This window comes from Actinoplanes sp. L3-i22 (assembly GCF_019704555.1).
In the GTDB taxonomy this organism is placed as follows: Bacteria; Actinomycetota; Actinomycetes; order Mycobacteriales; family Micromonosporaceae; genus Actinoplanes.
On the sequence record NZ_AP024745.1, the window covers coordinates 6,195,230 to 6,221,208 of the forward strand.

29 protein-coding genes are annotated in these 25,979 nt (G+C 71.6%); 15 read left to right on the top strand and 14 right to left on the bottom strand.

What is annotated here, in order from left to right:
• Window positions 1–58: 58 nt before the first annotated feature.
• The 3 genes from L3i22_RS27895 (at window position 59) to L3i22_RS27905 (ending at window position 4,246) form a co-directional block, all read left to right on the top strand.
• A complete protein-coding gene (locus tag L3i22_RS27895; RefSeq protein WP_221320501.1) occupies window positions 59–1,321 on the top strand; it encodes a glycosyltransferase in 1,263 nt (420 codons plus the stop codon).
• Window positions 1,318–2,706: an FAD-binding oxidoreductase gene (locus L3i22_RS27900; RefSeq protein ID WP_221320502.1), complete on the top strand. Its 1,389-nt coding sequence runs from the start codon at window positions 1,318–1,320 to the stop codon at window positions 2,704–2,706. The genes L3i22_RS27895 and L3i22_RS27900 overlap by 4 nt, the downstream gene beginning before the upstream one ends.
• Window positions 2,707–2,833: 127 nt before the next feature.
• On the top strand, window positions 2,834–4,246 hold the full coding sequence (locus L3i22_RS27905; RefSeq protein WP_221320503.1) for an aldehyde dehydrogenase family protein: 1,413 nt from the start codon (window positions 2,834–2,836) through the stop codon (window positions 4,244–4,246).
• Window positions 4,247–4,280: 34 nt separating this feature from the next.
• On the opposite strand, the gene L3i22_RS27910 is transcribed toward L3i22_RS27905, so the two are convergent.
• Window positions 4,281–4,439, bottom strand: coding sequence for a hypothetical protein (locus tag L3i22_RS27910; protein WP_221320504.1), 159 nt, complete (start codon window positions 4,437–4,439; stop codon window positions 4,281–4,283).
• Window positions 4,440–4,621: 182 nt separating this feature from the next.
• Here L3i22_RS27910 and L3i22_RS27915 point away from each other — a divergent pair, with 182 nt between their 5' ends.
• Complete coding sequence (locus tag L3i22_RS27915) at window positions 4,622–5,179, top strand: hypothetical protein (RefSeq protein WP_221320505.1); 558 nt, start codon at window positions 4,622–4,624, stop codon at window positions 5,177–5,179.
• A 305-nt stretch (window positions 5,180–5,484) separates the two neighbouring features.
• On the opposite strand, the gene L3i22_RS27920 is transcribed toward L3i22_RS27915, so the two are convergent.
• Entirely contained in the window at window positions 5,485–5,853 is a 369-nt protein-coding gene (locus tag L3i22_RS27920) for a helix-turn-helix domain-containing protein (RefSeq protein ID WP_221320506.1), read from the bottom strand.
• A 232-nt stretch (window positions 5,854–6,085) separates the two neighbouring features.
• Between L3i22_RS27920 and L3i22_RS27925 the strand changes: the two genes are divergently transcribed.
• Complete coding sequence (locus L3i22_RS27925; protein ID WP_221320507.1) at window positions 6,086–6,700, top strand: NAD(P)-dependent oxidoreductase; 615 nt, start codon at window positions 6,086–6,088, stop codon at window positions 6,698–6,700.
• Here L3i22_RS27925 and L3i22_RS27930 read toward each other — a convergent pair.
• Together L3i22_RS27930 and L3i22_RS27935 are read right to left on the bottom strand one after the other, a co-directional pair.
• Complete coding sequence (locus L3i22_RS27930) at window positions 6,687–7,181, bottom strand: hypothetical protein (RefSeq protein WP_221320508.1); 495 nt, start codon at window positions 7,179–7,181, stop codon at window positions 6,687–6,689. The genes L3i22_RS27925 and L3i22_RS27930 overlap by 14 nt on opposite strands.
• Before the next feature lie 24 nt (window positions 7,182–7,205).
• The gene (locus tag L3i22_RS27935; RefSeq protein WP_221320509.1) at window positions 7,206–8,207 is read right to left on the bottom strand and encodes a zinc-binding dehydrogenase; all 1,002 of its coding nucleotides are present in this window, start codon (window positions 8,205–8,207) and stop codon (window positions 7,206–7,208) included.
• 131 nt (window positions 8,208–8,338) lie between these two features.
• Here L3i22_RS27935 and L3i22_RS27940 point away from each other — a divergent pair, with 131 nt between their 5' ends.
• A complete protein-coding gene (locus L3i22_RS27940; protein ID WP_221320510.1) occupies window positions 8,339–9,169 on the top strand; it encodes an alpha/beta fold hydrolase in 831 nt (276 codons plus the stop codon).
• Here the strand turns inward: L3i22_RS27940 and L3i22_RS27945 are convergent.
• Complete coding sequence (locus L3i22_RS27945; protein ID WP_221320511.1) at window positions 9,158–9,700, bottom strand: TetR/AcrR family transcriptional regulator; 543 nt, start codon at window positions 9,698–9,700, stop codon at window positions 9,158–9,160. The genes L3i22_RS27940 and L3i22_RS27945 overlap by 12 nt on opposite strands.
• 100 nt (window positions 9,701–9,800) lie before the next feature.
• On the opposite strand from L3i22_RS27945, the gene L3i22_RS27950 reads away from it, so the two are divergent.
• Together L3i22_RS27950 and L3i22_RS27955 are read left to right on the top strand one after the other, a co-directional pair.
• Window positions 9,801–10,715, top strand: coding sequence for a TIGR03564 family F420-dependent LLM class oxidoreductase (locus L3i22_RS27950; protein ID WP_221320512.1), 915 nt, complete (start codon window positions 9,801–9,803; stop codon window positions 10,713–10,715).
• An 81-nt stretch (window positions 10,716–10,796) separates the two neighbouring features.
• Window positions 10,797–11,528, top strand: a complete 732-nt coding sequence (locus L3i22_RS27955; RefSeq protein ID WP_221320513.1) for a hypothetical protein — start codon at window positions 10,797–10,799, stop codon at window positions 11,526–11,528.
• Window positions 11,529–11,870: 342 nt separating this feature from the next.
• Here the strand turns inward: L3i22_RS27955 and L3i22_RS27960 are convergent, their stop codons facing one another.
• Window positions 11,871–12,359 carry a hypothetical protein gene (locus tag L3i22_RS27960; protein ID WP_221320514.1) on the bottom strand — a complete coding sequence of 163 codons (489 nt, stop codon included), beginning with the start codon at window positions 12,357–12,359 and terminating at the stop codon, window positions 11,871–11,873.
• Window positions 12,360–12,424: 65 nt separating this feature from the next.
• Here L3i22_RS27960 and L3i22_RS27965 point away from each other — a divergent pair, with 65 nt between their 5' ends.
• Window positions 12,425–12,754 (top strand): hypothetical protein, encoded by a 330-nt coding sequence (locus tag L3i22_RS27965; RefSeq protein ID WP_221320515.1) that lies wholly within the window; start codon window positions 12,425–12,427, stop codon window positions 12,752–12,754.
• A 182-nt stretch (window positions 12,755–12,936) separates the two neighbouring features.
• On the opposite strand, the gene L3i22_RS27970 is transcribed toward L3i22_RS27965, so the two are convergent.
• Window positions 12,937–13,293 (bottom strand): VOC family protein, encoded by a 357-nt coding sequence (locus tag L3i22_RS27970; protein ID WP_221320516.1) that lies wholly within the window; start codon window positions 13,291–13,293, stop codon window positions 12,937–12,939.
• Between the two features lie 54 nt (window positions 13,294–13,347).
• On the opposite strand from L3i22_RS27970, the gene L3i22_RS27975 reads away from it, so the two are divergent.
• Window positions 13,348–14,247 carry a YafY family protein gene (locus L3i22_RS27975; RefSeq protein ID WP_221320517.1) on the top strand — a complete coding sequence of 300 codons (900 nt, stop codon included), beginning with the start codon at window positions 13,348–13,350 and terminating at the stop codon, window positions 14,245–14,247.
• 212 nt (window positions 14,248–14,459) lie between these two features.
• On the opposite strand, the gene L3i22_RS27980 is transcribed toward L3i22_RS27975, so the two are convergent.
• The 3 genes from L3i22_RS27980 to L3i22_RS27990 all read right to left on the bottom strand — a co-directional run bounded on the left by L3i22_RS27980 (window position 14,460) and on the right by L3i22_RS27990 (window position 17,763).
• Complete coding sequence (locus L3i22_RS27980) at window positions 14,460–15,071, bottom strand: DUF2625 family protein (protein WP_255657180.1); 612 nt, start codon at window positions 15,069–15,071, stop codon at window positions 14,460–14,462.
• Window positions 15,072–15,490: 419 nt separating this feature from the next.
• The gene (locus L3i22_RS27985) at window positions 15,491–16,288 is read right to left on the bottom strand and encodes a response regulator (protein WP_370644246.1); all 798 of its coding nucleotides are present in this window, start codon (window positions 16,286–16,288) and stop codon (window positions 15,491–15,493) included.
• A 326-nt stretch (window positions 16,289–16,614) separates the two neighbouring features.
• Window positions 16,615–17,763: a sensor histidine kinase gene (locus L3i22_RS27990; protein ID WP_221320518.1), complete on the bottom strand. Its 1,149-nt coding sequence runs from the start codon at window positions 17,761–17,763 to the stop codon at window positions 16,615–16,617.
• 111 nt (window positions 17,764–17,874) lie between these two features.
• Here L3i22_RS27990 and L3i22_RS27995 point away from each other — a divergent pair, with 111 nt between their 5' ends.
• Window positions 17,875–18,534, top strand: coding sequence for a DUF4386 domain-containing protein (locus L3i22_RS27995; RefSeq protein WP_221320519.1), 660 nt, complete (start codon window positions 17,875–17,877; stop codon window positions 18,532–18,534).
• The gene (locus tag L3i22_RS28000) at window positions 18,494–19,369 is read left to right on the top strand and encodes a hypothetical protein (RefSeq protein ID WP_221320520.1); all 876 of its coding nucleotides are present in this window, start codon (window positions 18,494–18,496) and stop codon (window positions 19,367–19,369) included. The genes L3i22_RS27995 and L3i22_RS28000 overlap by 41 nt, the downstream gene beginning before the upstream one ends.
• 263 nt (window positions 19,370–19,632) lie before the next feature.
• On the opposite strand, the gene L3i22_RS28005 is transcribed toward L3i22_RS28000, so the two are convergent.
• Window positions 19,633–20,520 carry a LysR family transcriptional regulator gene (locus L3i22_RS28005; protein ID WP_221320521.1) on the bottom strand — a complete coding sequence of 296 codons (888 nt, stop codon included), beginning with the start codon at window positions 20,518–20,520 and terminating at the stop codon, window positions 19,633–19,635.
• Between the two features lie 72 nt (window positions 20,521–20,592).
• Here L3i22_RS28005 and L3i22_RS28010 point away from each other — a divergent pair, with 72 nt between their 5' ends.
• Window positions 20,593–21,699: a DMT family transporter gene (locus tag L3i22_RS28010; RefSeq protein ID WP_255657181.1), complete on the top strand. Its 1,107-nt coding sequence runs from the start codon at window positions 20,593–20,595 to the stop codon at window positions 21,697–21,699.
• Between the two features lie 87 nt (window positions 21,700–21,786).
• On the opposite strand, the gene L3i22_RS28015 is transcribed toward L3i22_RS28010, so the two are convergent.
• Window positions 21,787–22,326, bottom strand: coding sequence for a hypothetical protein (locus tag L3i22_RS28015; protein ID WP_221320522.1), 540 nt, complete (start codon window positions 22,324–22,326; stop codon window positions 21,787–21,789).
• A gap of 43 nt (window positions 22,327–22,369) precedes the next feature.
• Between L3i22_RS28015 and L3i22_RS28020 the strand changes: the two genes are divergently transcribed.
• Window positions 22,370–23,815 carry an aldehyde dehydrogenase gene (locus tag L3i22_RS28020; RefSeq protein ID WP_221320523.1) on the top strand — a complete coding sequence of 482 codons (1,446 nt, stop codon included), beginning with the start codon at window positions 22,370–22,372 and terminating at the stop codon, window positions 23,813–23,815.
• 12 nt (window positions 23,816–23,827) lie between these two features.
• Here L3i22_RS28020 and fliQ read toward each other — a convergent pair whose 3' ends face one another.
• Window positions 23,828–24,097: a flagellar biosynthesis protein FliQ gene (fliQ, locus tag L3i22_RS28025; RefSeq protein ID WP_221320524.1), complete on the bottom strand. Its 270-nt coding sequence runs from the start codon at window positions 24,095–24,097 to the stop codon at window positions 23,828–23,830.
• A gap of 197 nt (window positions 24,098–24,294) precedes the next feature.
• Here fliQ and L3i22_RS28030 point away from each other — a divergent pair, with 197 nt between their 5' ends.
• Window positions 24,295–24,714 (top strand): nitroreductase family deazaflavin-dependent oxidoreductase, encoded by a 420-nt coding sequence (locus L3i22_RS28030; protein ID WP_221320525.1) that lies wholly within the window; start codon window positions 24,295–24,297, stop codon window positions 24,712–24,714.
• Window positions 24,715–24,781: 67 nt separating this feature from the next.
• Here L3i22_RS28030 and L3i22_RS28035 read toward each other — a convergent pair whose 3' ends face one another.
• The gene (locus L3i22_RS28035; protein ID WP_221320526.1) at window positions 24,782–25,975 is read right to left on the bottom strand and encodes a cytochrome P450; all 1,194 of its coding nucleotides are present in this window, start codon (window positions 25,973–25,975) and stop codon (window positions 24,782–24,784) included.
• Window positions 25,976–25,979 lie beyond the last annotated feature (4 nt).

Below are 25,979 nucleotides of genomic sequence, written 5' to 3' on the forward strand. Positions count from 1 at the left end.
ACGGACGGGCGAACCTCTATTTGAATTCTGATTCAGATTCGAGCCAGGTGGAGTGCTCATGCCCGAACGCAAGCTGACCATACTCTTCATGCCCGAGAGCGCCTACGGGCCGACGAACAACTGCATCGGGATCGGAGACATCCTGCGGCAGCGCGGGCACCGGGTGGTGTTCGCCGCCGAGGCGTCCTGGAAGGGCAGGCTGACCGCGCTCGGCTTCGAGGAGGACCTGGTCGACCTGGCGCCGCCGGCCGAGGGCGAGCAGGACGCCGGGCAGTTCTGGAAGGACTTCATCCGGGACACCGCGCCGGAGTTCCGCAAACCGACGATCGACCAGCTGGAGACCTGGGTCAAGCCGGTCTGGGAGGAGCTGATCGTCGGCGCGAGGTACTGCGAGCCCCACCTGAAGGCGATCATCGAGCGGGTCCGCCCGGACGTGATCGTCGAGGACAACGTGGTGGCGTTCCCGGCGCTGACCACGGCCGGCGTGCCGTTCGTGCGGATCGTCTCGTGCAACCCGCTGGAGGTGAAGGGCTCGTCGGTCGCGCCGGTCTTCTCCGGCTATCCGCAGGACGACCCCGCCGGCTGGGACGACTTCCTCGCCGAGTACGACCGGACGCACCGCCCGCTCTGGGAGACGTTCAACGAGTGGGTGGTCGCCCAGGGCGCCGACCCGCTGCCCGACCTGGAGTTCATCCACGAGGGCGCGCTCAACCTGTACGTGTACCCGGCGGAGGCCGACTACACCGCCGATCGGCCGCTGGGCCCGTCGTGGCACCGGCTCGACTCGTCGGTGCGGGAGACCGACGAGACGTTCACCGTCCCGGATCTTCCCGGCGAGGGTTCGCTGATCTATTTCAGCCTCGGCTCGCTCGGGTCCGCGGACGTCTCGCTGATGCGCCGGCTGATCGAGGTGCTCGGGCAGACCCCGCACCGCTACATCGTGTCGAAGGGGCCGCTGCACGACGAGATCGAGCTGGCGCCGAACATGTCCGGGGCCGAGTTCCTGCCGCAGACCTCGATCCTGCCGCAGGTGGACGCGGTGATCACGCACGGCGGCAACAACACGACGACCGAGGCGCTGCACTTCGGGAAGCCGATGGTGCTGCTGCCGCTGTTCTGGGACCAGTACGACAACGCGCAGCGGATGGACGAGCTGGGCTTCGGGGTGCGGCTCGACACCTACAGGTTCCGGGACGAGGAGCTGTTCGCGGCGGTGGAGACGGCGCTCGGACTCCGCGAACGGGTGGCCGCCGTCGGCGCGGCGGTGCGGGAGCGGGACGGCCTGCGCAAGGCGGCCGACCTCATCGAGAAGCTTCCGTGACCGATTCTTCCCTCCGGGACGCCGCTCCAGAGGTTTTCTGGACATCCCGGTTCACTCCGGAGATATCCGATCCGGTCCCCGACCGGGCCACCGCCGACCTGGTCGTCGTCGGTGGCGGCTTCACCGGACTGTGGGCTGCGGTGCAGGCCAAACAGGACGACCCGGACGCCGACGTGCTGCTGCTGGAGGCGCGGCACGCCGGCTACGGGGCGTCCGGCCGCAACGGCGGCTTCCTCAGCGAATCGCTCACCCACGGGCACGGGCACGGGATCGCCCGCTGGCCCGGCGAGTTCCCGAGACTGGTCGAGCTCGGGCGGCGGAACCTGGCCGAGATCGCCAAGACGGTCGCCGACCACGGCATCGAGGCGGACCTGCGGCTGGTCGGCAAGACCACGTTCGCGCTGGCCCCGCACCACCTCGGCGAGCTGGCCGGGCTCGCCGCGCTGCACGAGCGCCTCGGCGACCGGGTCACCCTGCTCGACGCCGACGCGGCCCGGGCCGACGTGCGGTCGGCGACCTACCTCGGCGGGCTGCGGATCCACGACTCCGGCGGGCTGGTCGACCCGGCCGCGCTGGTGAACGGGCTGACCGGGCTCGCCGAGCGGCTCGGGGTGCGGCGCTTCGACCGGTCGCCGGTGCTGGGGATCCGGCGGGACGGGGGCGGGCTGGTGCTGCGTACCCGGTCCGGCTCGGTGCGGGCCGGGAAGGTGCTGATCGCGACGAACGCGTTTCCCGCGCCGTTGCGCCGGATCCGGCCGTGGGTGCTGCCGGTGTACGACCACGTGCTGGTCACCGAGCCGCTGTCGGCGAGCCAGTGGGCGTCGATCGGGTGGGAGGAACGACAGGGGCTCACCGACAACGGGAACCAGTTCCACTACTACCGGCCAACCGCCGACGGGCGGATCCTGTGGGGCGGGTACGACGCGATCTACCACTTCGGCGGGCGGGTCGACGCGTCCTATGAACAGCGCGACGCGACCCATCAGTTGCTGGCGCGGCAGTTCTTCGCGACGTTTCCGCAGCTGGAAGGGGTGCGGTTCACCCACCGCTGGGGCGGGGTGATCGACTCGACCAGCCGGTTCACGCCGATCTTCGGGACCGCGCACGGTGGGCGGGTGGCCTACGCGGTCGGGTACACCGGGCTGGGGGTGGCGTCGTCGCGGTTCGGGGCGCGGGTGGCGCTCGACCTGCTGCGGGACGAGCCGTCCGAGCTGACCCGGTTGGCGATGGTGCGGCGGCGCGGGATCCCTTTCCCGCCGGAGCCGGTGCGCTGGCCGGTGGTGGCGCTGACCCGGCACCAGATGATCCGCGCCGACGCGAACGGCGGCCGGCGTGGCGCATGGCTGCGACTGCTCGACCGTTTCGGTGTCGGCTTCGACAGTTGATTGACGTGTGTTGACGTATTGACTGCACAGCGTCGAGAAGTCAAGTCAACCCGTCAATGTTGATTCAACATATTGATCGCATCAACATGACGCTTCCCTCGTACATGAATCTGGAAAGGTCATCCCCATGGCACCTCGCGTGATCGTCAATCCGGCCGACGGCGGCGCAGCCGCCGAGGTCGCCGACACCGACCCGGCGGACGTCGCCGCGGCGGTGGCGCGAGCCCGGGCCGCCTACCTGAAGTGGAAAGACGTCACCCCCGGTGAGCGGGCCCGGGTGCTGCTCAAGCTCGCCGACCTGGTCGAGGAGCACACCGCGGAGCTGACCCGCCTGGAGGTCGCCGAGACGGGCAAGCCGATCCCGGTCTTCGCCGAGGGCGAGCTGCCGTTCGCGGTCGACAACCTGCGGTTCTTCGCCGGCGGCGCCCGATCCCTGGACGGGACCGGCGCCGGGATGCTGTCCAGCGGCTACACGTCGTTGCTGATCCGGCGGCCGATCGGCGTCATCGGCGCGATCGCGCCCTGGAACTTCCCGCTGATCATGGCGGTCTGGAAGATCGGGCCGGCGATCGCGGCCGGCAACGCCGTGGTGATCAAGCCGGCGCCGCAGACACCGCGCAGCACCCAGCTGCTCGCCGAGCTCGTCGAGCGGGCCGGGGCGCCGGAAGGCCTGGTCACCGTGGTGACCGGGGGCGGGGACGTGGGCGAGGCCCTGGTCACCGACCCGGGCGTGGACATGGTCAGCCTGACCGGGTCGTCGGAGACCGGGCGCCGGGTGATGGCCGGCGCGGTCACCGGGCTCAAGCGGCTGCACCTGGAGCTGGGCGGGAAGGCGCCGGCGCTGGTCTTCGCGGACGCCGACCTGCACGAGATGGCCGCCGGAGTGGCGATGGGCGCGACCTACAACACCGGGCAGGACTGCACCGCCGCGACCCGCGTCTACCTGGAGCGGAGCGTCTTCGACGACGGGGTCGCCCGGCTGCGGGAACTCCTCGGCAAGATCACGGTCGGCGATCCCGCGGCCGAGGGCACCGACATCGGGCCGATGATCTCCGCGGCCCAGCGGGAACGCACCCACGGCTTCGTGACCAGGGCGGCCGCGGCCGGCGCGTCGGTGCTGACCGGTGGGGTGCCGCTGGACGGGCCGGGGTTCTACTACCCGCCGACGCTGATCGTGGGCGCCGATCAGGCCAGCGAGGTGGTGCAGCGGGAGGTGTTCGGGCCGGTGCTGGTCGCGGTGCCGTTCGACGGCGAGGACGAGGCGATCCGGCTGGCGAACGACACGCCGTACGGCCTGGCGTCGTCGATCTGGTCGCACGACGTGGCCCGGGCCCTGCGCGTCTCGCACCAGCTGGACTTCGGCGTGACCTGGATCAACGATCATTTGCCGATCGCGTCCGAGGCGCCGCATGGTGGGGTGAAGGGCTCCGGATTCGGCAAGGACATGAGCCAGCAGGCGATCCAGGAGTACTCGGTGACCCGCCACCTGATGATCAAGCACGCCGCGCCGGCGCCCCACACCTCGTTCCGCCCGGCCTGATCGCGCTGCTCCGGCCATCACGTGATGGCCGGGGCTACCGGGGATCCCGCTCGACCGTCCACTGCAGGTCGACGACCCGCAGCTCCGGCCGCCCGTATCGGCGCGGATCCCAGCCGTCGACGGTGAACAGCTCGTGGATCTGCGCGACCGGCGTGTCGACGTCGTGGCACAGCACCGTGCCGTTCCTCCGCACACGATCAACGACAAAATCCCGGATGGCGTACGGGTCGGTCACCGAAGCGCGCTCAACGCGGTGGATGAGTGCTCGGACCTCGCCGTCAAGTCGGGGTGATTTCATTTGCCCGGCAAGCCGAGGGGTCATCTTCTCGCCGTTCCTGGTCGCCCTGTCGGCGGCATGAGAGCTAGCCTCATTGCGTGTCCGTTGACCTTGCGGCGACGTTGCCCCAGCCCGTGGCTCTCGCCGACGTCATTCACCGCGCCAATGACGTCCTCACCGATCTACTCGGCGGTACGGCAGCGCCGGAAATCGTGGCGGCCGCCGCGGACGCCGACAGGGTGCTCGATCCAGGCACCGATCCGCCCATGATCACACTCTGCATGCCGGCAACTGGCGACTGCGCCCACCTCTTCGTCATGGATCACGAATTCGCGGACGGCCCGTACGTGTTGTTCAGCCCGGCCCGGACCTGCGTCGGCGTAACGATGACGGTTGCCCTGGCGCTCGCCACGGCAATGCTCTCCGGGGGCCGATACAGCGACGAAGAGATCGGAATGCTCCCCGCGTCCGAGGTTCTTCCTGCCTATGTGGTCGCCCGCACCGCGCTCGCTGAGCCCGAAATCGAATTCGTCGGGGCCTGTGAACGATATGTTCGGCAATTCCCGGCGTTGCAAAGATGGCCTGAGCAGCGCGCCATGAATGAAGCATCTGAAGATCCTGGCGGTAGTGGTTGCCAACCCTCGCAGGCGAAGTAAGCTCGCGGAGGCGGACCAGAGCGCCGCGTAATTCGCCTTGAGCGGTGGGCGAATTATCCAGCTGCTCGGTCGAATGCACGCTTCGTGCAATTCGGTATCCCTGATGAAACGCACTGTTCTCGGCATGTGAGCAAAGTCCTTCACCGAGCAGCGGTGTCGGCAACGTAGGTTGCTCCCCCGTCGTCTGCTGAGAGCGACCGGCATCGGGACCGCGCTGCCCGCCGGCGTGCCGGCGTCGTCGATGATCGTGCTCATGCTCGGATGCTGATGGCGGGCGACGGCTGGAGGACGGCCCGGCGGAATGGTCAGGGGCGGTCGGTGAAGGCGGCGCGGGCGGCGATCAGGTCGGGCATGTGGGCGGTGCACCAGGTGCGGGCGGCGTCGACCAGGGTGAGGAGGCTGCGGCCCAGCGGGGTGAGCGAGTACTCGACGCGGGGTGGATTCTCGTCGTACGCGGAGCGGGTCAGCAGGCCGTCGCGTTCCATCGAGCGCAGGGTCTCGGCGAGGACCTTCGGGGTGACCCGGCGCAGCGGGACCCGCAGTTCGTTGAAGCGGCGCGGGCCCTGCTCCAGGCAGAGCACCACCATCGCGGTCCACTTGTCGCCGATCCGGAACGGCATCACGGTCGTCGGGCAGGCGTCGTCGAACATGTCGGGGCTCAAGCCGGCAGTCATTCCGCGAGCCTAACCACGGCCATTCCGCGAGCCTAACCACGGCGCTCGAGCCGGGCGAGGCCCACGACACGAGCACCCGGGCCAGGCACCACGCAAGCACCCGGGACAGGCACCACGCAAGCACCCGGGCCGGGCGCGGCGGCTCGGTGGGCGCTGCGAGCGCCGGGCGAAGCCGCAGGTCAGGTCCGGTTTCGTTGCGGTAACCGACGGTCGGGCGCCTAACCTGCCGGGCATGAGCAGCATCGCCATCTTCGGCGCGGCCGGCCGCGCCGGCCGGGCCATCGTCACCGAGGCCCTGAGTCGTGGGCACACCGTCACCGCCGTGGTCCGGGATCCGGCCCGCCACCCCGATCTGGACGGCCGCGTCGTCCGCGGCGACATCACCGACCCGGAGTCGGTGGCCGCTGTCCTGAGTGGCCAGGACGCCGCCGTCAACGCCGTCAGCCCGGCCTCCGGCCCGGAGGAGCTGGCCAGGCTGGAGCTGAACCCCGGCTTCTTCGCCGATGCCGTGGACGCGCTGGTCGCCTCGAAGGTGCCCCGGATCGTCGCGATCGGCCTGTTCAGCAACCTGCGCGGCGCCGATCCCCTGCCCGAGCAGTTCCGGGCGTTCGCCGACGCGCACACCGCCGGCCTGACCCGGCTCCGGGAGTCGGACGCCGACTGGGTGATGCTGACCCCGCCGGCGCTGCTCACGCTGGACCGTCCGCGGCTCGGCGGCTACCGGCTGGGCGGGGACGAGGCGGTACCGGGGCACCTGTCGTACGCCGATCTCGCCGTTGCCGTTGTCGATCAGATCGAGGAACCGACCCTGCACGGCGAACGCGCGGCGATCTTCAACGTGGACTGATCGTGGTCCGGCCGCCCGGCGCCCCGTAGAGCCACAGGGTGCCGGGTGGCGGCTCCGGCAGCCGGCCGCGCAGCAACTCGCCGAGGGCCTGCCCGAGCTCGGCGATCGGGCCCACGTCGTACGCATGATCGCCGCGGAAGACCAGGTGCCAGTCGTCGGCCTGGCCCGGTGTCCGGGGCGGCCGGTCCCGCAGGCGCGCCGCGGTGTCGTCGAGCAGCTCGGCCAGCTCCTCGCGCTGGTCGAGGGCCAGCCCGAGCGCGACGTCGAAGAACAGGTCGCTGAACATCGCCTGGGTGCGCAGCTCCTCCACGGAGGACGCCCACCAGCCCGGCCGGTGCTCGGGCGGGATGCCGTCGACATCCCGCAGGAGCTGGCCGAGCAGTATCGACAGGGCGCCGTCGTACGCCCAGATCTCCCGCCCCGGGTCCGGAAGATCCGGCGGCGGCCCCCCATAACAGCCGATCGACCTGGTTTTGCTCACCGATCCATCGTCGCCCATTCGCGCTCACGGCACGAGGATCAACCGGATCGGATTACCTTCCTTCTCGTCGAGCTGCCGGACCGCCTCGGCCGCCTGGGTGAGCGGCATGATCCCGCTGACCGACCGGGAGAACTCCAGCCGGTTCAGCGCGACCAGCTTCAACAGCTCGAGGACGCTCTCCGGGCCGGAGCCGTAGTGCCCGCGGACCTGCTGCTCCAGGAAGCTGAACCGGGTGCCGTCCGGGATGGTCAGCGGCTGGTCGGTGAGCCCGACCAGGATCAGCTTGCCCCACCGGGCCAGGCTCCGGGACGCCTGCACGCGCACCGGGGCGACCCCGGCGAAGTCGAACGCGAACGCCAGGCCGGTCCCGCCGGTGGCCTCGCCGACCAGGTCCGCGAACTCCGGGTCGGCCGGGTCGAGGGCCAGGTCCGCGCCGAACTGCAGGGCCCGCTCGCGGGCGCCGGGCAGCGGGTCGACCGCGACGATCGGGGCCGCGCCGATCATCCGGAGCAGCTGGACGGCGTGCGCGCCGAGCCCGCCGACGCCCCACACGCCGACCGCGCGGGCCGGCTGGACCCCGGCGGTCGCGGTGATCGCCGCCCACGGGGTGGAGACCGCGTCCGGGATGAAGCAGGCCTGCTCGAACGAGAGGGTGTCCGGGATCGGGACGACCGTGGCGGCGCTGGAGACCGCGTACTGCGCCCAGCCGCCGTCGTAGTCGACGCCGCGGGTCAGCACCTTGCCGCCGGTGATCTCGCCGGCCTGCAGCAGCACCCGTTCGCCGACGGTGAGCCCGGTGACGCCGGCACCGACCTCGTCGATCACGCCGGCCGTCTCGTGCCCCAGGGTGACGCTGTCGCCGGTCAGGTAGAGCGGCTTGAGGATGCCCTGGATCAGGTGCACGTCGGAGAGGCACACCCCGGCGGCGCGCACCGCGATCCGGACCTCGCCGGGACCGGCGTGCGGCTCGTCCACCTCCTCGACGGCGAACTTCCCGGTGGACACGTGCAGACGGCCAGCCAGCATTTCCCGATTCCTCCGAGTCTCGGCACTGCTTGGTGTTCCGGTAACGCTTGATCAAAGGGAATCATGCACCCGCGGCGTGCGTGACAGGGACATACCAGCCGGATGCCAGCCGGATCGGTCACTCTGCGGCCATGGATGCGATGAGCGGCAGGGTCACGTCCGAGGACGGGACGACAATCACCTTCCTTGAGTACGGCGCGGGCCCCGGACTCGTGATCGTTCCCGGCAACAATCGCCGCGCCCACCACTACGCGGACCTGGCCGGTCTGCTGGCCGACAGCTACCGGGTGACGGTGATCGACCGGCGCGGGCGCGGGCAGAGCGGGCCGCAGGGGCCGGACTACAGCGTCGACCGGGAGGTCGAGGACGTGCTCGCGGTGCTGGCCGCCCGCGGCGCGACCTGGCTGTTCGGGCACAGCTACGGCGGGCTGATCGCGCTGCACGCGGCGATCGCCCGGCCGCCGGCCGCGCTGGCCGTCTTCGACCCGGGCGTCAGCCTGCGCGGATCGTTCCCGGCCGGCTGGCTGCCGCGCTTCACCGAGCTCGTCGAGCAGGGGAAGCAGACCGCGGCGATGACCACGTTCCTGCGCGGGACCGGGCTGGCGCCGCTCGGGAACGCGCCCGGACCGGTGTATCGGGCGCTGGCGTTCATGCTGCTGCGGGGCTCGGACGGGCCGGACACCCGGGCGATGATGGCGACCACGCCGCGGGAGATCGGCGAGGTGCTGCGGCTGGACTCGGACGGTTCCCGGTACGCCGCGATCAGCTGCCCGACGCTGCTGCTCGGCGGGAGTCAGACCCCGCCGTACCTCCGCGATGTTCTTCCCCAGCTCGCACGGATCATTCCGCACGCGGCCTACGAGATCATCGACGGCCTCGACCACAACGCGCCGGACCTGAACGCCCCGGACCCGATCGCCGGACGGCTCGCCGGCCTGATGCGGCGCACCTCACCGGTCTGACCGCTCCGCGGCGGGCAGGCCCCGCATGATCAGCGCCAGCAGGCGGTCCAACCGGGCGGGGTCGGCCGGCAGCTGCTCGTTCGCCCAGGCCACGGCGTTGACCGCGGTCAGCACGTCGTCGATGTCGGCGTCGCCGCCGGCCCGGCGCAGCAGGCGCCCGCCGGCCTCGCGGATCCGGTCGTGGCACTCGGCCAGGCCCGGGTCGCCGCCGCTGCCGAGCACCTCGACGGCGACGAAGCCGCGCATCGCCGACGCGTGGACGGCCACCGCGCGCAGCCACTCCCGGAGCGCGGCGCCGGGGTGCGCGTGGTCGAGCAGGACCTGGCCGCGCTCGCACAGCGCCGCCACGTCCGCCTGGATGATCGCGACCAGCAACGCCTGCACCGACGGGAAGTGCCGGTAGAGCGTTCCCGGGCCGACCCCGGCCCGCTGGGCGATCCGGTTCAGCGAGGCGGCGGCGCCGTGCTCGGTGAACTCGGCGCGGGCGGCGGCCAGGACGAGGTCGCGATTGCGGCGGGCGTCGCTTCTCATCAGTCCCCTTCACCGTTGCCAATTCACCGTTGCCAAGCGGAGAGCTTCTCCGTATCTTACCGGACATCAAGCGGAGAAGTTCTCCGCATGGGAGGGTGAGATGCGGATCGGCATCATGATCGGAGAGGTGCGCGGGCCCGCCACCGCCGACGACCTGCGCGCCCAGGCCGCCGCGGCGGACGGGCTGGCCGCTGTGTGGTCGGCGCAGGCCCTGGGCTGGGACGCGCTCACCGCGCTGGTCCTCGCCGCCGGGCAGACGCCGACGGCCGAGCTGGGGACGGCCGTCGTGCCGGTCCGGCAGCGGCATCCACTGACGCTGGCCGGCCAGGCGCTCAGCGCGCAGGCCGCCACCGGCAACCGCCTGACCCTGGGGATCGGCGCCGGGATCGGGGCGATGCTGACCGGGATGTACGGGCTGGCGGCCGACCGCCCGGTGGCCTACCTGCGGGAGTACCTGTCCGTGCTGCGGCCACTGCTGCGCGGCGAGCAGGTCGAGCACCACGGCGAGATGATCACGGCGGTGGGGACGGCGGCGATCCCGGGGACCGAGCCGCCGCCGGTGCTGCTCGCGGCGCTGGGTGAGCGCATGCTGCGGCTGGCCGGCGAGGCCGCCGACGGGACGGTCACCTGGATGGCCGGGCGGCGGACCCTGGAGACGCACGTGGTGCCGCTGATCACCGCCGCGGCGGCGTCCCCGCCACGGATCGTGGCCGGGCTGCCGGTGACGGTGACCGCCGATGTGGACGACGCCCGGGAGCGGATCGCCCGGTACTACGGGATGGCCGCCCGGGTGCCCGAGTACCGGGCGACGCTCGACCGCGAGGGGGTGGCCGGGCCGGGCGACGTGGCGCTCGCCGGGGACGAGAGCGCGGTCGCGCGGCAGCTGGGACTGCTGGCCGAGGCGGGGGTGACCGACTTCGCCGCGGCTCCTTTCGGGACGGTCGCGGAACAGGCTCGGACGGTTCGGCTGCTGCGGGCGGTGGGGGCTCCGGGCGTACCCGATAATCGGGTTTGATCTGTCGGGCCGAAGGCTGTGGATAACCGTTCGGGGATGTCGCGGGCGAGTGCTAACGTTCGCGGGCAGAAAGGGGGCACCGTGCCAAAGCTGAACCAGATCATCGCGGTCGAGAAAGGCGTCAAGAGCAAGGCTTTCGCCGATCTCAGCGACGCGCACCACGCCGTGCAGAAGACCGCGCCGCTGGCCGGCATCTCCCGCACCTATCAGCCGAAGGACGAGGAGGGCGAGCAGCTGCCCGCCGAGTCGACCCGGGTGCAGATCAAGTCCGAGGAGATCCTGCGCGACGTCGGTAATACGTTGACGCGCCTGTTCGACGTGACCGCGACGAAGGACTGGACGAACTGCGTGGCCCGCGCCGACGTGGTGGTCGACGGCCGCACGATCGCGGCTCAGGTGCCGGTGACCTACCTGCTCTTCCTGGAGAAGCAGCTCGTCGATCTGCACACGTTCGTGAAGAAGCTGCCGGTGCTCGACGCGGCCGAGTCCTGGGTCCGCGACGACTCCACGGACAGCTGGCGGACCGAGCCGGTGCGCACCAACCGGACCAAGAAGGTGCCGCGCAACCACGTCAAGGCGGAGGCCACCGAGAAGCACCCGGCCCAGGTCGAGGTGTATTACGAGGACGTGACGGTCGGTTACTGGACGACCGTGAAGTTCTCCGGGGCGCTGCCGGCGAAGCGGGTCAACGAGATCCTGGACCGGGTGATCACGCTGCAGACCGCGGTCAAGTTCGCGCGTGAGGAGGCCAACAACACCGAGGTCACCGACGAACGGGTCGGCGCGGCGGTGTTCGGCTACCTGTTCGGATGACACACAGACTCCCCGTGGGAGCGCGGGGATGCGCCGGCAACGGCGCAAAAGCTGACAACTGAAGTTGAAGCTGATGACGCCGGTGACAGTGCGGGTTCAAATCCCGCCCCCCACACTTCCGGGTGGGGGTAGCCCAAATCTGGCAGAGGCAGCCGGCCTGAAACTCAGATTCTCGCTCCAATGTCAGCATTCACCACTGATCACCGGATCGAACGGGTAGGGACGACGACAGCGGATGCCGGTTCAAGTCCGGCCCGCCGTGCTTCGAACGGCGGTAGTTTAATGGCAAAACACGCTGTCTTGAGAATGATCCCCGCTCTTAAAAGTGCTGGTGTGTGCAATTCAGTGGTAAGTCGAGCCCCGGTGGATGGCCATTCCGCCGGGGCTCACCAAATGGCAGACCGGCCGCGTGCGGCGTAGGTAGGACCAGGCGGCCACGCTCAGCGCGACGCCGTAGACGGCGAACGCGCCGACGCCCACCCAAATCACCAGCAGCGCGTCGGCCGGGGTGGGAAAGTCACCCGCGGCGATCGTGATCACGCCGGCCGTGCCGAGCGCGGCGTAGACGATGCCGGCCGCTCCGTAGGGGGCGAGCGTGGCCGCGCCGAGGAACGCGGGACCGAGCAACAGCAGGCGAGGCATCCGCCGCCACGGCCGGACCAGGGCGAACAGCAGGAGCACCCCGGCGGCGGCCAGCAGTGCCGTGGCGTCGAGGCCCCAGCGTTCCAGGGTGAGCCAGATTCCGGACGCGCCGTTGCGCTCGGCGATGGCCACCATCTGTGCGCCGCTGATCCCGGCGAAGGCTCCGCCCAGTGCCCAGGTCGTCTTCATCGCCGCGTACGGCAGGAACGCCGCCGCGCCCAGGTAGGCGAGCAGGCGGACGCGGCGCGGCGCGGGTGACGGCTCCGCCCGAGGTGTGCGCGGCGCCGCACCCCGGGCAGCTGCCGGACGTGGCCCAAGCGGTGACGACGAGCAGCACCGCGGCGAGCGCCCGGTTCACCGTGGCCAGCGGGCTGTCGACCGTCTGGTTGAACGCGAGGGTGATGACATCCATCAGCAGGCCGAACGCCGCCGCGCCGCTCACCACGGCCGACGCCACCAGGCCGGCCCGGGCGAGCCGCCGGCCCGGATGCCGGAGGGTGGCCCAGGCCGAGATCGCCGCCAGGCCGGCCGCCGCGACGACAACCCCGTTCAGGCCGACCGGCAACGGGGTGTCGGCCCGGTAGAACACCGCGGCTCCGGCAGATGTGCAGGTCAGGCCAAAGATTGCGTACACCGCCGACCAGACCAGGATGGCTTGTACGCGCCGGCGGCGTGCGTCGTCAGTCATGCCACCACCCTCGGCCGCGGCGATCTCCACTGCCTCCCCTGCGGAAGGGAAGCGGCTCCCCCGGGAGAGGGAGCGGGCTCAGCGGGCGAACTTGCGCTTCGCCTCCGGGGTGACCGGGGTGAACAGGTTGACCAGGGTGCCGTCCGGGTCACGGACCAGCATCGATCGGTTTCCCCACGGCATCGTGGTGGGCGGCATGATCGGCTCGGCCTGGATCGCGTCGACGTCGTCGACCAGGAATTCGAGGATCTTCTCGTCCGGGCGGACGAAACCGGGAACGGTCGACGCGCCGGCGATGGCCAGGGTCGCCGCGCCGGTGTTGATCTCGGCGAACTCGGGCGTGAAGCTCTTCGCCGGGATGCCGGTGATCTGCTCGTAGAACGCGATCAGGCGGGCGACGTCGGCGGTGATGACTCGGGTCGATACGAAGTTCATGCCGGGAACCGTAGGCGGGATACTGGACAGAATCCGCCCAGTATTTGGAGAGACGTGACCCGGCCCACCGCGCGCGTGCTGACCCTGCTCGAACTGCTGCAGTCCGGCGGGGTGCGGACCCTCGCCGACCTGTCCGAGCGGCTCGGCGTCGACGCTCGGACCGTGCGCCGCTACGTACAGCACCTGGTTGACCTGGACATTCCGGTGGAATCGGTGCGTGGGCGGTACGGCGGGTACCGGCTGGCGCGCGGGCACCGCCTCCCGCCGCTGATGCTGGGCGAGGACGAGGCGCTCGCCGTGCTGCTCGGGCTGACCGGCCAGGCGAGCACGGCGGCCGAGACGGCGGCGGCCAAGCTGCGGCGGGTCCTCCCCCAGCGGCTCGACGCGCTCCGGGACGCGCTCGCGTCGACCGCGCCGGGCGCTTCCGCGCCGGACGGCGCGATCCTTCTGCCGCTGGCGGTTGCGGTCCGCGATCACCAACCGGTCCGCCTCGATTCCAGGACCTTCTTTCCGTACGGGGTGGTCGCGCACAACGGGCGGTGGTACGTGACCGGTCTGGATCCGTCGGTCGGCGAGCAGCGGACGTTCCGGCTGGACCGGATCTCGCAGGTCCGGGGGCTGCCGGGCTCGTTCACGCCACCCGACGGCTTCGATCCGGTCGAGCGGGTGCTGACCGGGTTCGCCACGGCTCCGTACCGGCACGAGATCCACCTGCGGATCGAGGCGACCGAGGCCCAGATCCGGCGGCGGTTGCCACCGAGCCTGGCGGTCGTCCACGGCGGGGCCGACGGCTGGCTGGAGGTGTCGATGCGGGCCGAGAGCCTGGAGTGGATCCCGGCGCTGCTCGCCTCGGTCGACCGGCCGTTCGTCATCGACAGTCCCGCCGAGCTGCGAACCCTCGTCGCGGCGTTCGCCGCCCGCGTCGCCGACTACGCGACCCGGACCGATCGATGAGCCAGGCGTTCGCGGCCGGCAGCGCGGCCGGCCAGCTCAGTAAGCCAGGCACTCGCGGCCGGCTGCGCGGCCCGGTCTGAAGGACGCGGCGAGGGCACTCCGGCGGCCACATCGACTCGGCTCGGTGCGCCAGGCATACGCGGCGGCCACATCGACTCGGCTCGGTGCGCCAGGCATACGCGGCGGCTACGCGGCCCGGGCGCCTCGGTGAGTCAGGCGGTCACCATCAGCGACATCGCCTCGGTCATCGGGATCGGCCGGCGCGACGCGGCCGTGATGTCCTTGCCCTCCGCGGTCCAGAGTGGCGGGAAGACGTTGATCGCCTGGTCGAGACCACAGGCCGCGACCTCCCGCTCCCAGCCCGGCCAGCGCAGTGTCTCGTAGAAGGCGGTCATCCCGCCGCCGAGCATCGAGGCCAGCCACTCGCCGTAGCCGCAGTCGAGGTTCTCCCAGCCCAGACTGTCCGGCGCGAAGTACTCGACGCCCTCGTGGGTCCACGCGAACTGGCCGCCGAGGACGTCCTGCGCCACCAGGACCGCGCCGCCCACGCCCTCGTTGGCCTGGCTGAGCGCGGCCAGGTCCCGGACCTCGCTCCCGGAGCCGAGCACGCGCAGCCAGCCGTGGTCGATCACGATGCCGCCGGTCCGGTGCACCACCGCGCCCAGCCAGGACCGGGTCGTCACCTGAACCTGGTGCAACTCCGCATCCGCACGCCGCGGATCGGCCGGCAGGATCTCGACCGGGTACGGCGCTTCCGCCACCGCCGCGGCGACCTCCGGCCACGCCGGGTCACCGACATCGACAAGATCACTCAGCGGACGCACTCGCCGAGCATGCCACGAACCCACCCCACCGCAGGACCGAACCCGAATTCGACCACCTTGTCCGACGTGGAACCAGCCACCAAGCCCGGCATCACAGGCCGGCAGCGCAACCCCAGGGCGCCCCCGCCCAAGGTGGAACCTCAACCGGCAAGCCCAGCCCAGCCCGGCCAGCAAGCAGGGCGCCCCCGCCCGGCGAGCCCAGCAGCGCGGGCCCACAGCACGACCTCAGCGCGCCCCCGCCAAGGCGAAACCTCAACCGGCAAGCCCAGCCCGACCAGCCAGCAGGGGCGCCCCCGGCCGGCGAGCCCCGGCAGGGCGGCCCGACACGGCGGCCTCAGCCGCTGAGCCCGGCAAGGCGGCCCGACACGGCGGCCTCAGCCCCTGAGCCCGGCAGGGCGGCCCGACCCGAGCCTGGAGGCTCAGCCGGTGAGGTCGGCGTCGTGGGCCAGCAGGGCGATCTGGGTGCGGCTGTTGAGCTTCAGCTTCAGCAGGATGCTCGACACGTGCTGCTTCACCGTCGGCATGCTCAGGAACAGCTCACGGCCGATGTCCGCGTTGGAGCCCCCGGTGGCCATGGCAGCCGCAACCGAACGCTCGCGCTCACTCAGCGACCCGAGCATCCGCCGCGCCCGAACGCGCCGGCCCGCCGCACCCGAGTCGTCGAACTGCTTGAGCAGTTCCCGCAACACCATCGGCGACACGAACGACTCACCCGCCGCCACCCGGTTCACGGCCCGCAGGATGTCCGCCGCCGGCGTGCCCTTGAGCAGGAACCCGATCGCCCCGGCCCGCAGCGCCCGCAGCACGTAGTCGTCCACATGGAACGCGGTCAGCACGATCACCTCAGGCGGGTCCGGCCGGCAGCGCAACAACTCGGTCGCCGCCAGCCCGTCCATCTTCGGCATCCGGATGTCCATCAGCACCACGTCCGGCTGATGCAGGTCGACCTGCGCCGCCACCTCCGTCCCGTCCGCCGCCTCACCCACCACCACCGTCGTCGGCGGATCGTGCAGGATCGTCCGCAACGCATCCCGCACCAGCGGATCGTCATCCACGATCAGCACCCGCGCCCCACTTACCGGCGCCGCCGCCTCGCGCGCCCCGCCCACCGGCGCCGCCGCCTTCCGCGCCCCGCCCACCGGCGCGGCCGCTTCCCGCACCCCGCCCACCTGCGCGGCCGCTTCCCGCACCCCGCCCACCGACACTCCGACTGCCACCGTCCCGCTCCCCCGAACCTCTGCCCCTCGTACCCCGACCTCCGACGCCGAGGCCGCCAACAGCTCGCTGACCTGCACCCCGCACCCACGCGCGTCGGCCGCCAGCGCCACGCCCACCTGTGCCCCGGCCGCGAGCATTCCGGCCGCTGACACCCCGGCCGTCGCCGTCCCGTTCCTCCGGACCTCTGTATCTCCCGCCCCGACCCCCGATGCAAGGGCCACCGGCACCGCACTCGCCCGTTTCCCAGGCCCACGGGGCCCGGCCAGCCGCGCCTGGCTCGGCTGCGTTCCTGGCCGGGGCGGCCGTGCGCGGGGCGTCGGCCTGGTCATCTTGTCGGCCAGGGCAGGTTCGCACGGACCCGGAAGGCCTCGCCCTCGGGCCCGTGGTGCAGGTGGCCGCCGACGATGGCGACGCGTTCGGACAGGCCGATCAGGCCGGTCCCGCCGCCGGGGATGAGCGGGACGACAGAGGTGTGCAGCATCGGATTGGTCAGCTCGATGGTCAGGCCGTCGCCGGGCGCGCCCCACACCATCACCACCACCGGTTTCCCCCGGGCGTGCTTGCGGGCATTCGTCAGTCCTTCCTGAACGATGCGATAGGCCGCGCGGCCGACCGAATCCGGGATCGTCGCCGGCTCGGTCACCTCCTCGGAGAGGCTCACCGGCTCACCGGCCCCGCGCACTTCGTCGACCAGCCTCGCCAGGTCGAAATAGCCCGGCTGCGGCCGCTCGGGCGGCAGGTCGGGCCGGTCCTCCCGGAGCACCCCGATCACCTCCCGCAGATCTTCGAGGGCCTGGTGGGCGCTTCGGCGGATCGTCCCCGCGGCGGCCGCGACCGCCTCCGGCGCCGCCCCTGGGCGCAGCTCCAGCGCGCCGGCCTGCAGGCTCAGCAGCGAGATCCGGTGGGCGAGCACGTCGTGCATCTCCCGCGCGATGGCGGTGCGCTCCAGGTGGCGGGCCTGCGCGACCCGCAGCTCCTGCTCCGCCTCCGCGCGGCGGGCCCGATCATCCAGGGACGCCACCAGCTCGCGGCGGGCGCGTATATACAGCCCCCAGGTCAGGGCGGCGATCAGGCAGACCAGCCCCAGCGTGATCTGGGCGACGCCGAGATGCACCGTGTCCGGCCGGATCAGCAGGGTCAGCGGTGAGACCAGCGCATATCCGGCGACGACCGCGGCGGTGACCGCGGGCCGCCGGTAGGAGGCGACGGTGAAGAGCGCGATCAGCGAGACCGGCCCGGCACTCTCCGAGACGACACTGCACAACCCGGCCACGGCCGCGAAGGCGACCGGGCGGGACCGGCGCACCCAGATCCCCAGGCAGCTCAGGCCACCCAGCACCGCGTCGAGGAGCAGCACCGTGGTGTCCACGCCGTGCTCGGCGCCGTCGTAGACCGCGGCAGCCGCGAACGCGCCGGCGACCAGGAACAGCACCAGGTCGGCCAGCCACTCGGGAAGCACATGCGGAACAGCCACGCGCCGACGATACGGCGGCCGGGGCACCCTCCACATCCGACTGAAGTAGGTGTTCCGAACCCGACTTCGGTAGGAAGCCCCGCGACCGCCGCACGGCCCAAGCTGATCGCCATGGACACCAACCGCCGGGCGTTCGGACTGATCGGCGCCCTGTTTCTCGTCGCACTGTTCACCAACGGGATCGGCAGCGAGCTGGCCGAGTCCACCACCAACCACCGGCTGATCCTCACCGGCGAGTTGCTCGAGCTGATCTGCGGCGTGGCCGTGGTCGGCATCGGCGCGCTGGCCTTCACCGTTTTCCGGCAGGTCAGCCCCGGTCTCGCCACGGCCCATCTGGGCTTCCGGGTCATCGAGGCCGCGGTCAACGCCATGATCGTGCTGAGCACGCTGACCGCCGCCGAGCTCGTCGGGCCGGCCCGTGACGTGCTGCTGGAGCAGCGCTATCAGGCCCAGCTCATCGCGATCTACACGTTCTCGTGCAGCGGCGTGGCGTGGTATGTGCTGCTCCACCGCTTCCGCGTCGTCCCGCGCTGGCTGACCGTGCTGGGGCTGGCCGGCGTCGCCGTACTTCTGATCGGGTCTGTTGTTGATCTTTATGGCGCCGATCTGGACATGCTTCTCTACGGCGCTCCGATGGGCCTGACCGAGCTGGTGATCGGCATCTGGTTGCTGACCGGCCGGGCGCGCGTGCGAGCATCGTCATCTGACCTGCGGGAACGGGGAGGACGAAATGCGTACGGTGACTCGCCGGATCACGCTGCGACGGGCTGATCTCGAGGGCTCGGTGTGTCCCGTCCCGGAGGAGGTCGCCGAGGTGCTGCAGGACCGGGATCCGGTCATGGTCGTGCTGGAGCACCGGGTCAAGGGGATCACCCCGACCCGGGAGGTCTTCGAGGCGGCTCTGGAGCAGGACATCGGCTGGCAGTTCACCGGGATCGCCTGGCCGACCGGGATCCAGGCCGGGATGTTCGTCACCATCTCCTGGCAGCAGGGGCGGGACGCGGTCGTCGTGCGGACCAAGGTTCTCGAGGATCCGCTGCGGATCGACGGCGTCAACTACTACCACGAATATGATCCGAAGGCCGTGACCCGGGACTTCGACCCCCGCCCCTCGAACCGGGGCCAGGTGCTGAAGGCGATCCGCAAGCTGGGCCGGGTCTTCGACGACGGCAGCGTGGTCTTCCCCGAGGAGGCGCTGGCCAAGCAGGCCGGGCTGGGCCGTGGTCAGAAGGGCGCGTTCCTGCTGAAGAACGCGGTCGAGCAGTTGATCCGCGAGGGCTACATCACCCGGGTCGCGGGCAGCGTCGACGCGGGCGGTCACCCGTCCTATCCCGAGGTGGACGGTGAGGAGCAGGTCGACCTGCTGTTCTACGCGCCGCTGGTCGACCCGGCGCCGCATCCGAGCGAGCCGGACGACGACGAGGACGGGGAGCACCAGGATCGGCGGGAGCACTGGGTGAAGGGGTTCATCCGCAAGCTGCCGCCCGGCGCCCAGCCGTCCGAGAAGCAGATGGCCGCCTACCAGCGTGCGCTGGACAACGCGGAGACCGACGAGAACCTGGAGCCCGGCTACACCTTCGTCAAGAAGCACCACCGCCACGGCTGACCTCGCGCAGCGCAGCGGGATGCGGCGGGGCGGGCTGGCGCGGGGTGGGCTGGCGCGAGGCAAGGCGGCGCGAGGCAGGGCGGGGCGCGGCACGGTGCGAGGCAGGCCGGCGCGGCGGGCGCGGCACGGCACGGTGCGGCGCGAGGCAGGCGGGCGCGGCGCGAGGCGGCGGGCGCGGCACGGCGGGCGCGAGGCGGCGGGCGCGAGGCGGCACGGTGCGGCGCGAGGCAGGCCGGCGCGGGGCGGGGCGGGGCGGCGAGCCGTCACGGGGAGTCGGTGGGGTGGCTCAGGGTTCGGAGGGTGTCCAGGACGGTTCGGACGGCGGCTCGGTGCAGGGTTTCCGGGCGGGTCAGGACGTCGATGTAGCGGCCGATCGGGAGGTCGTCCAGGGGGCGTAGGGACAGCCGGGGGTCGGGTGGCGAGGTGTGGGCGGGGAGCAGGGCCAGGCCGGCGCCGGCGGCGACCATCGAGGCTACGACGGTGAACTCGTTGATTCGGTGCACGATGTCGAGGGGGCGGCCGGCGGCGGCCGCGATCGCGGTCAGTACTCCGCCGACCGGGAAGCCCTCGTGGGTGCTGATCCATGGCTGGGCGGCGACGTCCACGGCGGTGAGGCGGGGCTTCGCGGCCAGGGGCGAGTCCGCGGCCATCGCGACGTAGATCGGCTCGTGGATCAGCGGGACCACGGCGACCCGGTCGGTGGGCCAGGGCGGGTGCTGCGCCAGCCGGTGCGCGACGACCAGGTCGTAGTCGCCGACCAGGCTCGGGAAGTCGGCCTGGGCGACGTCCTCGTCGGCACAGCGGACGTGGCCGTGCCGCCGGGCCAGCGCCGGGAACCAGGTGAGCGCCGCGCTGTGGAACGCGCACACGGTCACCGGCGCCGACGGGTCGTCGAGGTACCCGCCGACGGCGCGCTCGGCACGGTCGAGAGCGGTCATCACCTCGACCGCCGCGGCGGCCAGGGCGCGGCCGGCCGCGGTCAGCACGAGGCGCCGGCCGCTGCGTTCGGTCAGCGGCACCCGCGCCGACCGCTGCAGCGTGTTCAACTGCTGGGACACCGCGGACGGTGTGATGTGCAACGCGCGGGCGACCGCGGCGACGCTCCCCCGGTCCCCCAGCTCGCGTAACAGCCGTAGGTGATGCGGATCCACTAGTCCCCACTACATCGTCGATTCAGAGGTTGGCCTCTTGTCTACCGGATCCGCGCCGCCGAAGCTCGCCCTGTGTCGACAACGCGTATCGGTGACGCCCTGCTGCTGGCGGTCGCCGTGGTCTGGGGAAGCAGCTATCTGACCGCGAAGAGCCTGACAGTCGCCGGCGGCGTGCTGGTCCTGCTGGCCCTCCGGTTCCTGATCTCGGCGGCCACGATGCTGCCGGTCCTCGCCTTCCAAAGCCTGAAAGGGCAGGCGACAGCCCAGACAACACCGCGGGCGGCAGAAGAAGAGCCAGCCGGGCGGGCAGCGGCAAAAGAGGCAGCCGGGCGGGCGGGAGACGGGGCAACCGGGCGGGCGGCAGAAGGGGCAGCCGGGCGGGAGACGGGGCAGGCGGCGCAGCGGGTGAGCCGGCGCGAGCTCGGCACCGGCGTGCTGCTGGGCGTCACCCAGGCCACCGTCCTGCTCCTGGAGACCTACGGCGTCTCGCTCACCAGCGCCACCAACGCCGGCGTCCTGATCAGCCTCACCATCCTGATGACCCCGATCCTGGAGGGCCTGGTCTCCCGCCGCTGGCTCCCCCGCTCGTTCTTCCTGGCCGCCGCCGCCGCGACCGCGGGCGTGATCCTGCTGGTCGCCGGCCCGGGCCTGCGCCCCCCGTCGACCGGCGACGCGCTGATGCTGGCCGCCGCCGTGGTACGCGCCGTCCACGTGACGCTGTCGGCACACCTGACGCGGAACCGTTCGTACCGAACCGGGGTTTTGACCGCCCTGCAGACCGTGACCGGCGCCGCCCTCTTCACCCCGGCGTTGTTCGCCGTGCCCTGGTCCTACAGCCCGGCCCAGTGGCTCGCGGTCACCTATCTGGCGCTGGGCTGCAGCGTCTTCGCGTTCGTGGTGCAGCTCTGGGCGATCCGCCGCACGTCGGCGTCCCGCGCGAGCCTGCTGCTGGGCACCGAGCCGGTCTGGGCGGTCTTCTTCGGCCTGCTGCTCGCCGGCGACCGGCTGAGCCCGATCGCGGTCGCCGGGATCGTGCTGGTGCTGGCCGGAACGTATCTCGGACAGCGGGTCGAGAACCGGGCCCGGTCGATGCCATCCTTGCCGGATGCGATGGGTGGTGTGGCGGCAGGACGACAACGGCAACCGGTACGTGGTGGCGCGGAAGGACTCGCAGGCTGAGGCGGAGCAGCTCGCGGCCACGCTGGAGGCGCGCGGCCACAAGCAGCTCTATTGGGTCGTGTCCGAAAACGTGGCGGCCGAAAACGATTAGGCGAAGTCGCGGTATTTGATCTTCGCCCGCCGGCCGTCCGGGTGGTGCCAGACCAGGCCCTCGTAGTCCGGATGCGCCAGGATCCACGCGCGCAGCCCGTCGAGGTCGCGCGGCACGTCGAAGCGCTCGGCCGCCGCATGGGCGATCAACTCATGTCCCCCGGTCCGCTCCGGGTTGCCGTTGATCTTCGGACCGACGAGCTCGTACGTGCCGGGCCGCCACCCGTCCGAGCGCGCGACCGCCTCGACGTGACAGGCCGCGTACGACGACTGTCCGATCGGCTCCCACCCCACCGTCTTGCCGGTGTTGTCGTCGGTCATCACCGCGCGGTAACCCGGCGGCCGGGTGCGCCCGGGCCGGACCTCCCGGCGCGCCCACCACGTCCCGTCGTCGTCCAGCAGCACGCACGTCCCGTCGTACTTCCTGGTCGCGACCCCTTCCCCGGCGAGCACCCAGGCACACTCCGGGTTGGCCTCGGGCAGCACCCGCTTGCGATCGTCCGGGTCCCGCTGGAACACCGTGGGAATCTTGCGCATGTCGAAATCCTCGCAGGGCCGGTCCAGCGATTAACGTCCAAGGATGGATCTTCGGATGTTCGTCGATGGCGCGTGGCGCGAGGCCCGATCAGGAGCGGTCACCACCGCGACGAGCCCGGCGACCGGTGAGGTGCTCGGCACGGTTCCGGACGGCGACCGTACGGATGCTCGCGAAGCGATCGAAAGCGCACGTCGCGCCGCGGCCGGATGGGCCCGCCTGTCCGCGTTCGACCGGGCCGCGCTGCTGCACCGGGTCGGTGACGTGATCGAGAGCCGGCGCGGCACGCTGGCCCGCACCCTCACGCTCGACCAGGGCAAACCCCTGTCCGAAGCGAACGACGAGGTGGCCGAGCTGATCGTCTACTGGCGGATGGCGGCCGAGGACGCCAAGCGGCTCGGCGGGCTGCTGCCGCCGTCGTCGAGCGCCGGCACGCGGGCCATGCTGATCCGCCGGCCGCGCGGCGTGGTCGGCGTGATCACGCCGTGGAACTGGCCGTACACGATGCCGGCCGAGCTGATCGCGCCCGCGCTGGCGACCGGCAACACGGTCGTCTGGACGCCCGCGCCGTCGACCTCGGTGGCCGCGATCGCGCTGGCCGGCTGCGTCGCCGAGGCCGATCTGCCGCCCGGCGTGCTCAACCTGGTGACCGGGCCGGGCGCGGTGGTCGGCAACGAGATCGCCGCGCATCCGGGGGTCGACGCGGTCGCGTTCATCGGCTCGACGGCGACCGGCCGGCTGGTCGCGCAGGCCGCCGCGGGCAAGGCGACGCTGCTGGAGATGGGTGGCAACGGGCCGCTCGTGGTCCTCGATGACGCCGACCTGGACCGGGCCGTCGAGGGCGCGCTCACCGCCTGTTTCCTGTGCGCGGGGCAGAGCTGCACGGCCGGCGAGCGGCTGCTGGTGCACTCGGCGGTGTCCGACGAGTTCGCGTCGCGGCTGGTCACGGCCGTGCGGGAGCGGATCCGGCTGGGTGATCCGTTCGACGCCGCGACGACGATGGGGCCGCTGAACAATCCGGCGGTGGCCGCGAAGATGGCCGAGCACGTGGCCGATGCGGTCGCCCGGGGCGCGACGGTCCGCACGGGTGGCGCGCCGGCAGGTGGTTTCCCGACCGATTTGTACTGGCCGGCAACGGTCCTCACCGAAGTCCCGGTCGAGGCCCTGGCGGCGGCCGAGGAGACGTTCGGGCCGATCGCGCCGATCGTCCGGATCGAGAGCCTGGACGAGGCGATCGAGCTGACCAACGCGTCCCGGTACGGGCTGCTCGCGGCGGTCTACACGGCCGATCTGCAGCGCGGCCTGACGTTCGCGGACGCGGTCCGCACCGGCTGGGTCAACATCAACGAGTCGACGAACTACTGGGAGAGCCACCTGCCGTTCGGCGGACGATCAGGATCGGACAGCGGCCTCGGGCGGGTCGGCGGCCCGCACCCGGCGGACACGTTCACCGAGCTGCAGACCGTGATCATCGGCCCGCCGTCCCGCTGAAAACCACATCGCTCAGCGGAGCAGGTCGGGCACGCGCTCGAACAGCTGAACGGTGAACGTGATCATCTCGTGGAGCATCCAGTTGCCGCAGAACAGCAGGACCGCGCCGATCGCGACCGCCTTCGGCACGAACGACAGCGTCGCTTCCTGGATCTGCGTCACCGACTGGAACAGGGAGATCGCGAAACCGACCGCCAGCGCGGTCAGCAGCACCGGCGCGGACAGTTTCGCCGCGATCGTCATCGCCTGCAGCCCCAGCTCAACCACCATGGTGTCGGTCATGCCCCTCCCTTCGGGCGAATCCGCGCCCGGTCGAGTGCAGTCCGGTCACCGCCCGGTTGCTATTCGGTTCACCCGCACAGGAAAGCTCAGGTCCCGCTTTCCGCTGCCGCACCGAAAACCCCGGACCCACACCCCGATTGGGTACGGCGAACAGCGCCGAACAGGCGCGGAGATCGGGCCCGGGGTAGGTTGGCGGTATGGTTTCTGCGATCGAATTGCATGGCGACCCGCACGTCGCGCGGTACCTGGAGACCGACGGCGAGGACGGCTTCCACTGGCGGAACGGGACCGAGATCCTGATCCTGTTCACCACCGGCCGCAAGTCGGGCGAGGAGCGCTCGCACGCGCTGATCTTCCGCGAGCACCACGGCGCCTACCTGATCGTCGCGTCCAAGGGCGGTGCCGCCGCGCCGCCGGCGTGGTTCGTCAACCTGCAGGCCGACCCGCAGGTCGAGGTCCAGATCAAGGGCGACCGTTTCCCGGCCACCGCCCGGATCGCGACCCCCGAGGAGAAGCCCGCGATGTGGGCCAAGATGGTCGAGGTCTGGCCGGACTACGACGAGTACACGAAGAAGACCGACCGGGAGATCCCGATCGTCGTCCTCGACCGCACCTGAGCCGAGCACCGCACCTGAGCCGAGCACCGCACCTGAGACGAAGACCGGGCCCAGCCGAGCCGAAGGGTCAGGCTCGCACCGGCAGCGACGAGTAACCCCGCAGGGTCAGCCGATCCCGGCGGACCGGCTCGCCCGCGGGGGCCAGCCCGGGCAGCCGGGTCAGCAGCAGCGGCAGCGCGACCTGCGCCTCCAGCCGGGCCAGCGGCGCCCCCAGGCAGTAGTGCGCGCCCCCGCCGAACGAGACCGGCTGGATGTTCGGCCGGTCCGGGTCGAACCGGTGCGGGTCGGGGTACCGCGCCGGGTCCCGGTTCGCCGCGCCGAGCAGCATGGTCAGCATCGCCCCGGCCGGGACGGCGACCCCGTCGAGATCCAGCGGGGTGGTGGTGAACCGCGAGGTCAGCTGCACCGGCGAGTCGTACCGGAGGATCTCCTCGACGAAGGCCGGCGCGAGCTCCGGGTCCGACCGCAACCGATCAGCCTGCGCGGGATGGTCCAGCAGGATCTTCAGGCCGGTGCCGAGCAGGTTGGTGGTGGTCTCGAAGCCGGCCACCAGCAGCACCACCAGGTTGGCGAGCAGTTCCTCGCCGGTGAGCACGGCGTCGTCGTCCCCCGCGGCCTGCACGAGCGCGCTGGTCAGGTCCTCGCGCGGGGCCCGCTGCCGGTCCGCGACCAGGCCGATGAAGTAGTCCTCCAGCTCGCGCCCGGCCTTGTCCGCGCGCCCCATCTCTTCCTCGCTGCTGATCGGCTCCAGCACCACGGTCAGGTCGGCGGCGCGCTGCCGGAACCAGCGGCGCTCGCCCTCCGGGATGCCGAGCAGCGCGCAGATCACGCCGATCGGCAGCGGGTAGGCGAACGCGCTCATGAAGTCGGCCTCGGCCGGCATCTCGTCGATCAGCTCGCCGACCTGGGTGGCGATGACCTCGCGCATGGCGGCGACCCGGCGCGCGGTGAACGTGGCGGCGGCCGCGCGGCGCACCCGGGAGTGGTCCGGCGGGTTGGTCTGCAGCATCGACAGCACGACCGAGGCGACCCCGCGGTTCTCCCGCCAGGTGGGCCAGAACTGGTCGTAGTCGCGCTTGTCGGCCACCCGCAGGCCCGGGTCCCGCAGCAGGCGGCCGACCAGGGCGTGACTGCTCACGAAGAACTGGTTCTCCATGGCCGGGAGGACCGGCGAGTGCGCGCGGATGACGTCGTAGGCGGGGTATGGATCGAGGCGTCCCTCGGGCTGGAAAAGTAAGCCGAGCGCGGTTTCGTAATCCATCCGG